This window comes from Flavobacterium sp. (assembly GCF_021151785.1).
In the GTDB taxonomy this organism is placed as follows: Bacteria; Bacteroidota; Bacteroidia; order Flavobacteriales; family Flavobacteriaceae; genus Flavobacterium.
In genome coordinates, this window is the sequence record NZ_JAGKWP010000074.1 from 1 (window position 1) to 12172 (window position 12172).

Sequence of the window (12172 nt, forward strand, 5' to 3'; positions counted from 1 at the left end):
AAATAAAATCAGTAGAATACGGTTTAGAAAAAATATTTGAAGGCGCACAAGATTTTTTGCCTTTATTAGGAACAGACTATGTAGAATTATATGTTGGAAACGCAAAACAAGCGGCTCACTTTTATAAAACTGCTTTTGGTTTTCAATCATTGGCCTATGCAGGTTTAGAAACAGGTGTAAAAGACAGAGCTTCTTATGTGTTAAAACAAGATAAAATCCGTTTAGTATTAACAACAGCCTTAAATAGCAATTCACCAATTGGAGAACATGTAAAAAAACATGGCGATGGTGTTAAAGTAATTGCACTTTGGGTAGAAGATGCACGTAAATCTTATGAAGAAACAACTAGCCGTGGAGCAAAATCATATTTTGAGCCTATTGTAGAAAAAGATGAAAATGGAGAAGTTGTTCGCGCGGGTATTTATGGTGCTTATGGAGAAACTGTTTTTATTTTTGTAGAACGTAAAAATTACAATGGTATCTTTTTACCTGGATACAATGAATGGAAATCTGACTATAATCCTGAACCCGTTGGCTTAAAATACATAGACCACATGGTTGGTAACACGGGCTGGAACAGAATGAATGAAGCCGTAAAATGGTTTGAAGATGTGATGGGATTTGTTAATTTCCTTTCTTTTGACGACAAACAAATTACTACAGAATATTCTGCATTAATGTCTAAAGTAATGTCAAATGGAAATGGAAGAATAAAATTCCCAATCAATGAACCCGCTAATGGTAAAAAACGCTCTCAAATTGAAGAATATTTAGATTTCTATGAAGACGAAGGTGTACAACACATTGCTGTAGCTACAGATGACATCATCAAAACAGTAACTGATATGCGTGCGAGAGGAGTAGAATTTTTAAGCACACCACCTCAAGCTTATTATGATGCTATTCCAGAACGTTTGAAAGACCATATGTCTAAATTTAAAGAAGATATTAATGAACTTCAAAAATTAGGTATCATGATTGATGCTGATGATGAAGGTTACTTACTACAAATCTTTACAAAACCAGTTGAAGATAGACCTACACTTTTCTTTGAAATTATTCAACGTATGGGTGCTCGTGGATTTGGAGCGGGTAACTTTAAAGCTTTATTTGAATCAATTGAAAGAGAACAAGCTTTACGAGGAACACTGTAAATTACAAATAACTCAAAAAACGCTTCGTAATGGAGCGTTTTTTTGTTGATATAGCATTCAAAAAGACCAAAAGCTATTTTTTATGTCAAAAATATCAAAAAAAGAAGTAAAAAAGTTTAAAATATAACAAATTATTCTTGATAAAATCACTACAAAACAGAATTATTTTTTAATATTGTTAAATTTTTAGCTTATTTTTTAAATATTTTTCTGTTAAAAATGTTAAAGTTGATTTTTTATTAAATAATATTCAAAAACCAGCCTAAATTTGCAAACGCAATCTGAGAGGTAGTAGACTCATATTGTTATAAGTTTTTCATAATTTATAGTTTTTTGGTTGGTTAATAGCATAAAAACTCAGTCATTTCTTTTGACTGAGTTTTTTTGTTTTTGTATTTTTGGAACAATAATTGTAATCTCCAATGAAAAACAATTAATTATGAAAAGATTCCTGCTTCTTTTTACCATCTTTATTATCGCGAACTCGTTTAAAACTGAACAAACGGATGCCTATTCTATTGGAGAATTCATAAAACTTCGTATTCATTATGGATTAGTTAATGCAGGACATGCTACACTTGAAGTTAAAGATGCTACATTAAATGGCAAAAAAATGCACCATGTTGTAGGTAAAGGCGTAACAACAGGAATGACAAAATTTTTCTTTAAAGTAGATGATAACTACGAAAGTTACTTTGATAAAGAAACAAATAAACCTTATGTATACATCAGACGAATAAATGAAGGAGGTTATACTAAAAATCAACAAGGATACTTCAATCAAGCCACGAACACCGTACTCGTAAAAGACTATAAAAATAAAACAGAAAAAACATTCAACGTCCCTGAAAATGTCCAAGATATAGTATCTTCATTCTACTACTTAAGAAATCATCCAAAAGTAGACGACTTAAAAATGGGTGAATCAATAACAATCGATATGTTTTTTGATGATGAAACCATAAAATTTAAATTAAAATATCTTGGTGAAGAAAATATAAGCAGTAAATTTGGAGATATAAACTGTAAAAAGTTTAGGCCTTATGTACAAGCTGGACGAGTATTTAAAGAAGAAGAGAGTTTAACTGTTTGGATTTCTGATGATTACAATAAAATTCCAATTAGAATAAAAGCCAGTTTAGCTGTTGGGTCTTTGAAAGCAGATTTAGAAGATTACAAAGGATTAAAATATCCAATAAAATTTAATTAGATAAAAAATGTTATCAATCGAACTACAAGAAAAAATAAATTTACTAGAAGAAAAATTTAGTGCTATAAATCAAAAAACGGAAACTCACTTAGAGGGTTTATTATGGTCTAAACCAATTACTTATTGGGATTATATCCAAACGGATGCTTTACTCAATTTACAAACACAACGCACTACACTACCTGATGAAATGGTTTTTATCATGTATCACCAAGTGAATGAGTTATTGTTTAAAATGATCTTGTGGGAAATCAATCAATTATGCCACACAGAAAAACCAGAGACACCATATTTTACTGAAAAATTAATGCGGATTTCAAGATATTTTGACATGCTAACTACTTCCTTTGATATTATGAAAGATGGCATGGAGGTTGAACAATATATGAAATTTAGAAATACATTAACGCCAGCCAGTGGCTTTCAAAGTGCTCAATATAGATTAATTGAATTTGCTTCAACTGATTTAATCAACTTAATAGACGCTAGATTCAGAGCTACAATTGACAGAAACACTCCCTACTCCCATGCTTTTGAACATTTATATTGGCAAGCAGCGGGAAAAGATTATAAAACAGGAGAAAAAAGCTATTTAATTCTTGAGTTTGAAAGAAAATATAAAGATGAATTTCTCCGTTTTATGGAAGAATATAACACCATTAATATTTGGCAAAAATTCAAGCAATTACCTGAAAACGATCAAAAAAATCCAGAATTAATAACTGCGATGCGTCATTTTGACAAAACCGTTAACATCACTTGGGTCATGGCTCATTACAATGCTGCTGTTAAATACATAGAAAGCGGACAAGGGAATGGTGAAGCAACAGGTGGTAGTGATTGGAAAAAATACATGCTGCCAAAATACCAAAGACGTATTTTCTTCCCAGAATTATGGACAGAAGAAGAATTAAAAAATTGGGGTGAATAATTTAAGAACGGAGGATTAAGATTTGAAATATTTTATTTGTCTTTTTTTAGCTATCTTGACTTTTTCATGCAATCAAGAGAAGTCTAAAACACAAACCAAAAAAACTATAAAAAAGGAACCTATAATCAAAGATTATGGGTTTACTTTTAATGACTATAATGTTGTTAGAGACACCTTACAATCAGGCGATACATTTAGCACTATTCTAGAATCGTTTACACTACCAGATAGCTTAAAATCTCATGATGTAACCGAAAAAATAAAAGACTCTTTCAATATAAAAAACATTCGTGCAGGAAAAGAATTTATTACCTTTTCAGATAAAAAAAATAAAAAAGAATTAAAAGCACTTGTTTATGTTCAAGACAAGACTAATTATCTTGTAGTAGATTTAAGAGATTCAATAGTTGTACAAATGAAGGCAAAACCTACGGTAATCAAACGTAGAACTGTTGCTGCTGAATTGAATGGCTCTTTATCAGAAACACTAGACAAACTTGGTGTAAGTACAGCATTAGCACCGCAAATGGCGCAAATTTATGCCTATTCTATTGACTTCTTTAAAATTCAAAAAGGAGACAAATTTGCTATCACTGTACAAGAAAAATATTTTGAAAATGGAGATTATTTAGGTGTAGAAAAAATTGAAGCTTGTTATTTTGAGTATAAAGGCAAAAAAATATATGCTTTCCCGTATAAATTAAGTGAAAATCAAAAATATTTCGAATACTATGATGAAGACGGAAAAGGTCTAAAAAACATGTTTTTAAAAGCTCCTTTAGATTATTTCCGATTAACTTCTCGTTTCTCAAGAGCACGTTTTCATCCCGTACAATTGCGCTGGAAAGCACACAACGGAACCGATTATGCCGCACCACATGGCACTCCAATCAAAACCACTGCTTCTGGAGTTGTAGAGCGAACAGGTTATACTGCAGGGAACGGAAATTTTGTAAAAGTTAAACACAACGGTATGTACAGTACGCAATATTTACATATGTCTAAAATTTTAGTAAGAACAGGTCAACGTGTTTCTCAAGGTCAAATCATTGGTCGAGTAGGAAGTACCGGTTTAGCTACTGGACCACATGTTTGCTATCGTTTTTGGAAAAATGGTGTTCAAGTAGACCCACTTCGATTAAGATTACCAAATACTGAACCTATGTCGAAAAAACAAAAAGGGAGCTATTTAGAATACATCAAACCACTTAAAAAAGAATTAGACGATACCTCTGCTAAAACTTTTAAAGAAGAATAATTATGGCACTTAATACTATAAATCCAACTGAAACAGAAGCTTGGATAAAACTTCGTGAACATTTTGAAAACATTCAATATCAGTCTACCAAAGAATTATTTGTAAACGACTCTAATAGAGCTGAAAAATTTACCATTGAATGGCAAGATTTTTTTGTTGATTTTTCAAAAAACAATTGGACCGAAGAAACTATTGCTTTGCTAATTAATTTAGCCAATGAAGTTGATTTAAAAGAAGCTATTACAAAATATTTCTCTGGAGATAAAATCAATACTACTGAAAATCGAGCGGTTTTACACACTGCTTTACGTTCAAAAAACACTACCGTTGTTGTAGATGGAGAAACTATTGCACCCTTGATTGAAACCACTAAACAAAAAATTAAAAATTTTACTGACCAAGTTATTTCTGGTGAAAGAAAAGGGTTCACTGGAAAAGCTTTTACCGATGTGGTTAATATTGGAATTGGAGGTTCCGACTTAGGTCCGGCTATGGTTGTTGAAGCCTTACAATTTTATTCAAATCATTTAAACATTCACTTCATCTCCAATATCGATGGCGATCATGTACAAGAAGTATTTAAAAAAGTAAATCCAGAAACAACACTTTTTATCGTTGCTTCTAAAACATTTACTACTCAAGAAACCTTAACTAATGCCGAAACCGTTCGTAAATGGTTCTTACAATCGGCAAATGAAAAAGAAATTGCCAAACACTTTGCTGCTGTATCTACCAATATTTCAAAAGTAACCGAATTTGGAATTACAGAAGAAAACATCTTCCCTATGTGGGATTGGGTTGGCGGACGCTTTTCCCTTTGGAGCGCTGTTGGATTAAGTATCGCCTTAAGTGTAGGCTACAACCATTTTGAACAACTTTTACATGGAGCTAATGAAATGGACGAACATTTCAGAAACACACCATTTGAAAAAAACATTCCAGTTCTATTAGCCTTATTAAGCATTTGGCACAATAACTTTTTTGGTGCTGAAACCGAAGCGCTAATTCCTTATACACAATATTTACAAAAACTAGCGCCCTACTTACAACAAGGCATCATGGAAAGTAATGGTAAATCTATTGGTAGAAATGGTTTTCCTGTAAATTACCAAACTGGAACCATTGTTTGGGGTGAACCTGGAACCAATTCGCAACATGCTTTTTTCCAATTGATACATCAAGGTACTAAATTAATCCCAACCGATTTTATTGGTTTCATTAAACCCCTTTACGGCGAACAAGACCATCATAACAAATTAATGTCTAATTTTTTTGCACAAACTGAAGCGTTATTAATGGGTAAAACCAAAGAGCAAGTAATCGCTGAATTTGCCGCACAAGGAAAATCGGAACATGACGTAAGAGACTTAATTCCGTTTAAAGTTTTTGAAGGAAACAAACCAACAAACACTATTTTAATTGACCAATTAACACCTGCTTCATTAGGAAAATTAGTGGCGCTATATGAACATAAAATATTTGTTCAAGGTGTTATTTGGAATATCTTCAGTTACGATCAATGGGGCGTTGAATTAGGAAAACAATTAGCTAATTCTATTTTGGTGGACATTGAAACCAAATCGCTTCAACAACATGATAGCTCAACGACACAATTAATAAAACGATTTTTAAGTAAATAAACACTAAGGATTTCAGAAATGGAATCCTTTTTTTGAAGCTATTCCAGCTTTCCACTCTATCTTTATAAATCCCTTGTTATTTCCAATCCATTTTATAAAGGATGCCGTTGCAATCTGGGCTAGGGTGATGAATTTCAAAACACATTCCTTATATTTACAAAAAATAAATTCGTATGGTTTTAAGCAGATTTTGGTTGGTCATTTTTATTTCTTCTATCCTATTTATCATTGTAGGTTTATTCACTTCACAATATTATTCCATTGATTATGTGTTAAATGGAAAAAAAGACGAACCCATTTTAATTGCTGAAAAATTTATAAATGAATTCCCAAAACCATTACAAGATTCAATCTTAAAAGCGGAAGAAAAAACCTTTAAAGTAAATATCGATACGTTAAATGCGGATACTACTTATGTTTTTAAAAACAAAACCGTAAAAATGTATAGTGGAGTACAAAAATCGGACGGATTATTACCTACTTGTAAAGCGAGTTTATTCGACATCATTTTACCCTTAATGGCGTATTTAGCTTTCTTCTGTGGTTTAATGGAATTGCTTATCATATCAGGTGCTTCCGAGAAATTAGCCAAAAAATTAAGTCCGTTTTTTACACAAATATTTCCATCCATTCCTAAAAACCATGAATCGGTTTCTTACATGACGTTAAATTTTGCTGCTAACTTTTTGGGATTAGATTCGGCTGCAACACCTTTCGGCTTAAAAGCCATGGAAAGTTTACAAACCTTAAACCCAGATAAAGACCGTGCTAGTGATGCACAAATCATGTTCATGTGTTTGCATGCTGCGGGTTTAACTTTAATTCCTACTTCTATCATTGGGTATAGAGCCGCCGCTAATGCTGCCAATCCAGCCGATGTAATGTTACCTTGCATCATCACTTCGTTTATTGGAACCATAGCCGCTTTATTATTGGTGGGTATTCGTCAACGAATCAACTTCAAAAGTGCCACGTTGTTAATCGGACTAATGTCCGTAATTGCCGCAATTGTTGGACTATTGTTTTACATCAACGGTTTGAACCTTATCGAAAAAAACTTCTTTACTTCTAATTTATCAGCCATTTTGTTAATTGCTATTATTGGATTAACATTAACCTATGCTTTCATCAAAGAGAAAAAATTTGTAGAACAAAAAACCACTATTTTCGATGCATTCGTATCAGGAGCTAAAAACGGTTTAACAACCGGTGTTACTATTTTTCCTTATGTGTTAGGCATGTTAGCGGCTATTTCATTCTTTAGAAACAGTGGTTTGTTTGAAATGATGAGCGAAGGCATTTCGGTTATTTTCTTAAATTTTAATGTAAGTAAAGAAATCACCGATTCCTTACCTGTAGCTATGTTGCGTCCTTTTAGTTCGAGTGGTTCGAGAGGATTTATGATTGACGCCATGAATAACTTTGGTCCCGATTCATTAACAGGTCGTTTGAGTTCTATTTTCCAATGCAGTGCCGAAACCACGTTTTATGTAATTGCCGTCTATTTTGGAAGTATAAACGTGAAAAACACCCGATATACCTTAGCTACCATGTTACTTGTGGACTTAATTTGTGTGATTACGGCAATTGCTGTGGCAAGTTGGTTTTTTGTGAGATAAATGAAATCAAATTATAATTATAAATTTTACGGCGATTTTAATTCAGTTATTAAGGATAAATACTACTATGGCATCCTTTTAATGTTTTTAGTATTGTTTGCTATTTCATTTTCTATAAACAAATTTTTAGCCATTCTTACTTTTATAGTTTTAATTGGAACAATTATCTATGTTTTAAACAAATATAAATCGGAGGAGAATTTAATCCTTTTTACAGATAAGAATATAATTCACATCAAAAATGAAACTGAAATTGAATTTGATTATAACGATGTAATTAAAGTTGAATATCATTTTCCCTTTAAACATCAATCTTACGTTAATCTGATACTTTCAAATCAGAAGTTAAAATTCACCTTAGAATCTAAAATTAAAAGTGATTATAAATACTCTAATTTGAACGAGCTTTTATTAGACAAAAATAAAACAATAGAAATACTTGAATTTGTTTCTTTCGAAAAATATAAATATTTCCTTCATGAAGGAATCGTTAGAAAAGTTCAAATTTAGCAAATGACTATACCTAATAACCAAATTTCCTTTTTCTATACCATCAATATTTGTTAACTTTACATTTCAAAACACACAAAACAATGGATTTTATATACCAAGACCCGTATCCTATTTTAAAAGACGATACAGCATACAAAAAATTAACTTCTGATTACGTTAAAGTAGAACTATTAGGAGACAGAGAGATCTTAATCGTAGATCCAAAAGGTTTAGAATTACTTGCCGAAGAAGCCATGAAAGACGTTTCTTTTATGTTACGTGCTTCGCATCTTGAAAAATTAAGAAAAATTATTGACGATCCAGAAGCTACAGACAACGACCGTTTTGTAGCGTATAACTTATTACAAAACGCGGTAGTAGCCGTTGAAGGCGAATTACCTTCTTGTCAAGATACTGGAACAGCTATTGTAATGGCTAAAAAAGGAGAGAATGTTTATACTGGTGTGGACGATGGAGAATGGTTGTCTAAAGGTATTTTCAATACGTATCAAAATAGAAATTTACGTTATTCGCAAATTGTTCCTATTTCGATGTTTGAAGAAAAAAACTCGGGTTCAAACTTGCCTGCACAAATTGATATTTATGCTAAAAAAGGAAGTTCGTATGAGTTTTTATTTTTAGCTAAAGGGGGTGGTTCAGCGAATAAAACCTTCTTATACCAGAAAACAAAATCGTTATTAAACGAAAAATCATTAGACGCTTTTATCCGTGAACGCATCATGGATTTAGGAACCGCGGCTTGTCCGCCATACCACTTAGCAATCGTAATTGGTGGTACTTCGGCAGAAGCTAATTTAGCGGCTGTTAAAAAAGCTTCGGCAGGGTATTACGACAACTTACCTACTTCGGGTAACATGGCAGGTCAAGCTTTTCGTGATTTAGAGTGGGAAAAACGCGTACAAGAAATTTGTCAAGAAAGTTCCATTGGTGCCCAATTTGGAGGTAAATATTTAACGCACGATGTACGTGTCATTCGTTTACCAAGACATGCCGCTTCGTGTCCGGTTGGAATGGGTGTTTCGTGTTCGGCAGATCGAAACATCAAAGGAAAAATTACAAAAGACGGTATTTTCTTAGAGCAATTAGAAACTAATCCGAAACAGTTTTTACCTGAAACTGCTCCACATTTAGAACCAGCCATTGAAATTGACTTAAATCGTCCGATGAAAGAAGTATTGGCTGAATTATCGAACTATCCTATCAAAACGCGTTTAAAATTAAATGGCACATTGATTGTAGCTCGTGATATTGCGCACGCTAAAATTAAAGAATTGTTAGACGCCGGACAACCGATGCCTGAGTATTTCAAAAATCACCCTGTGTATTATGCCGGACCAGCAAAAACGCCAGACGGAATGCCTTCAGGAAGTTTTGGACCAACTACAGCTGGACGTATGGACGTTTATGTAGACGAATTCCAAGCCGCTGGCGGAAGTATGATTATGTTAGCCAAAGGAAACCGTAGTGCTGATGTAATGAATGCTTGTAACAAATACGGAGGATTTTATTTAGGATCTATTGGAGGACCAGCAGCCATTTTAGCGAAAGAAAATATCTTATCGGTTGAAGTGGTTGATTTCCCTGAATTAGGAATGGAAGCCGTTCGCAAAATTGAAGTAAAAGATTTCCCTGCTTTCATTATTACAGATGACAAAGGAAATGATTTCTTTTCGGCATTAAGTCATTAAGAATTTATAAATAAAACATAAAAAACCTGTAAGCATTTCTACTTACAGGTTTTTTTATTTTGTTATCAAGCTGCGTTCGTTTTCAACTTCTCGCAAAATATTTAATTTCTGAAACAAGTTCAGAATGACAAACTTTACCTGAAAAACTAAACACTAAAAACAGATGACTAATTCTACTCTACATATAACACTAATCCTTTTAAGTAATGTCCTTCGGGATGGTAAATATTTGTTGGGTGATCTGGGCCTTGTTCTAATTTGTGTAACACTCGAATGGTTCTGCCTGTTTCAATGGCTGCAGCAGCAACCGTATTATAAAACAACACATCGTCTATTACTTGTGAGCAAGAAAAAGTAAATAAAATTCCTTTGGGTGCTAATGCTTTTAATCCCGCAATATTTAATCGTTTATACGCTTGCGTAGCTGTGTGTTTGCTTTTAATACTTTTTGCAAAAGCCGGTGGGTCTAATACAATCACATCATAAATTTGATGGTTTTCCTTCATAAAGTTGAACACATCGTCTGCTACCGCTTTGTGATTGGCGTTTGGAAAGTTAAGTTCCATGTTTTTTGCAGCTAAATCCACTGCTTTTTGAGAAATATCCACTGATGTAACTAATTCAGCTCCTGAACTCATTGCGTAAATTGAAAATCCGCCTGTATAACAAAACGTATTCAATACTTTTTTACCTTTTGAAAATTCACCTAATAACTTTCGGTTTTCACGCTGGTCTAAGAAGAAACCTGTTTTTTGTCCTTCTACCCAATTTACCGAAAACAAAATATTATTCTCTTTTGCAATGGTCTCTTCCTTATTCCCAAATAAAAAATAATCGGTACCCGTATTGGGTAAAGTTCCTGAACTTTTACAATAAATAGTTTCACAATAATCAGGAAATGAATGCTGTATCGCTTTTGCAATTTCTTGCACTGCATAATAAATTCCAGATGAGTGTGCTTGAATCACCCAATTTTTATCATAATAATCGATGATTAATCCTGATATTCCGTCGCCTTCACCATGAATCACACGAAAAGCATTGGTTACTTCTATATTCAATAACTTTACACGCAATTCCCAAGCCGATTGTAATTTTTCGGTCCAAAAGTTCTCAGAAAAAGTTTCCTCACCAAAAGTTAGTAATCGAACAACAATACTTCCTTTATCACTGAAATAACCTGTTCCTAAATGTTGTTTTTGCGCGTCAACTACATCTACCATTTCCCCATCGTTTAATTCTTGGGTTACACCATAAACCGCACCACTGAAAATCCAAGGATGACGACGTTGGATAGATTTTTCTTTACCTTTTTTTAAAATTACTTTTGGGAACATATATTGATTTGAAAATGAAAAAATTTGAAAATTTGAAAATGTAACTAACCAAGTATCACATTTTCAAATTCTCAAATCTTCAAATTGATTAATTAAAATTGCATTTCCGGAATATCACCTTCAATGATTAATTCGGCTTCTGTTGCTTTGATGATTTCTTCAACTGAAACACCCGGTGCACGTTCTAATAATTTAAAACCTTTAGGGGTTACTTCCAAAACAGCCAATTCAGTTACTACTTTTTTCACACAACCTACGCCAGTTAACGGTAACGTACATCTTTTAAGAATTTTAGATTCCCCTGCTTTATTCACGTGCATCATGGCCACAATAATATTTTCTGCGGAAGCCACTAAATCCATGGCACCACCCATACCTTTTACCATTTTTCCTGGGATTTTCCAGTTGGCAATATCGCCGTTTTCTGAAACTTCCATAGCACCTAAAATGGTTAAATCAACTTTTTGAGCACGAATCATTCCGAAGCTAAACGCCGAGTCGAAAAAACTTGCGCCTGGTAAAGTTGTGATGGTTTGTTTACCTGCATTAATAATGTCCGCATCTTCTTCTCCTTCAAAAGGGAAAGGTCCCATGCCTAAAACACCATTTTCTGATTGAAATTCAACCGATATATCTTCACGCACAAAATTAGCCACTAAAGTAGGAATACCGATTCCTAAATTTACATAGTAACCATCTTTTACTTCTTGTGCAATACGTTTTGCTATTTGATTTTTATCTAAAGCCATATATTATTTGATGATTTGAAAATTTGATGATTTGAAAATTACCTTCTTTTTGAAGAAGATATGATTTTAGAAA

10 protein-coding genes are annotated in these 12172 nt (G+C 33.1%); 8 read left to right on the forward strand and 2 right to left on the reverse strand.

Translation table 11 applies throughout. From position 1 onward, the window contains the following. The first annotated feature begins 2 nt into the window (after positions 1-2). The 8 genes from hppD to QZ824_RS08385 all read left to right on the forward strand — a co-directional run bounded on the left by hppD (position 3) and on the right by QZ824_RS08385 (position 10013). Positions 3-1154, forward strand: a complete 1152-nt coding sequence (gene hppD / locus QZ824_RS08350) for a 4-hydroxyphenylpyruvate dioxygenase (protein WP_291275561.1) — start codon at positions 3-5, stop codon at positions 1152-1154. A 439-nt stretch (positions 1155-1593) separates the two neighbouring features. After that, on the forward strand, positions 1594-2364 hold the full coding sequence (locus tag QZ824_RS08355; RefSeq protein ID WP_291275562.1) for a DUF3108 domain-containing protein: 771 nt from the start codon (positions 1594-1596) through the stop codon (positions 2362-2364). 7 nt (positions 2365-2371) lie between these two features. Further along, complete coding sequence (locus QZ824_RS08360) at positions 2372-3295, forward strand: tryptophan 2,3-dioxygenase family protein (protein ID WP_291275563.1); 924 nt, start codon at positions 2372-2374, stop codon at positions 3293-3295. 22 nt (positions 3296-3317) lie between these two features. Continuing rightward, positions 3318-4553, forward strand: coding sequence for a peptidoglycan DD-metalloendopeptidase family protein (locus QZ824_RS08365; RefSeq protein ID WP_291275564.1), 1236 nt, complete (start codon positions 3318-3320; stop codon positions 4551-4553). 2 nt (positions 4554-4555) lie between these two features. Next, positions 4556-6193, forward strand: a complete 1638-nt coding sequence (gene pgi, locus QZ824_RS08370) for a glucose-6-phosphate isomerase (protein WP_291275565.1) — start codon at positions 4556-4558, stop codon at positions 6191-6193. Positions 6194-6366: 173 nt separating this feature from the next. After that, on the forward strand, positions 6367-7812 hold the full coding sequence (locus QZ824_RS08375) for a nucleoside recognition domain-containing protein (RefSeq protein WP_291275566.1): 1446 nt from the start codon (positions 6367-6369) through the stop codon (positions 7810-7812). After that, positions 7813-8322 (forward strand): hypothetical protein, encoded by a 510-nt coding sequence (locus QZ824_RS08380; RefSeq protein WP_291275567.1) that lies wholly within the window; start codon positions 7813-7815, stop codon positions 8320-8322. Between the two features lie 83 nt (positions 8323-8405). Then, on the forward strand, positions 8406-10013 hold the full coding sequence (locus QZ824_RS08385; RefSeq protein ID WP_291275568.1) for a fumarate hydratase: 1608 nt from the start codon (positions 8406-8408) through the stop codon (positions 10011-10013). 173 nt (positions 10014-10186) lie between these two features. Here the strand turns inward: QZ824_RS08385 and QZ824_RS08390 are convergent, their stop codons facing one another. Beyond that, a complete protein-coding gene (locus QZ824_RS08390) occupies positions 10187-11350 on the reverse strand; it encodes a class I SAM-dependent rRNA methyltransferase (RefSeq protein WP_291275569.1) in 1164 nt (387 codons plus the stop codon). A 92-nt stretch (positions 11351-11442) separates the two neighbouring features. Next, a complete protein-coding gene (locus tag QZ824_RS08395) occupies positions 11443-12099 on the reverse strand; it encodes a CoA transferase subunit B (protein WP_291275570.1) in 657 nt (218 codons plus the stop codon). Positions 12100-12172 lie beyond the last annotated feature (73 nt).

Coding starts and splice junctions, on each gene's coding strand:
- QZ824_RS08355 (WP_291275562.1), top strand. CDS start 1,594: ATGAAAAGATTCCTGCTTCTTTTTACCATCTTTATTATCGCGAACTCG.
- QZ824_RS08360 (WP_291275563.1), top strand. CDS start 2,372: ATGTTATCAATCGAACTACAAGAAAAAATAAATTTACTAGAAGAAAAA.
- pgi (WP_291275565.1), top strand. CDS start 4,556: ATGGCACTTAATACTATAAATCCAACTGAAACAGAAGCTTGGATAAAA.
- QZ824_RS08375 (WP_291275566.1), top strand. CDS start 6,367: ATGGTTTTAAGCAGATTTTGGTTGGTCATTTTTATTTCTTCTATCCTA.
- QZ824_RS08380 (WP_291275567.1), top strand. CDS start 7,813: ATGAAATCAAATTATAATTATAAATTTTACGGCGATTTTAATTCAGTT.
- QZ824_RS08385 (WP_291275568.1), top strand. CDS start 8,406: ATGGATTTTATATACCAAGACCCGTATCCTATTTTAAAAGACGATACA.
- QZ824_RS08390 (WP_291275569.1), bottom strand. CDS start 11,350: ATGTTCCCAAAAGTAATTTTAAAAAAAGGTAAAGAAAAATCTATCCAA.
- QZ824_RS08395 (WP_291275570.1), bottom strand. CDS start 12,099: ATGGCTTTAGATAAAAATCAAATAGCAAAACGTATTGCACAAGAAGTA.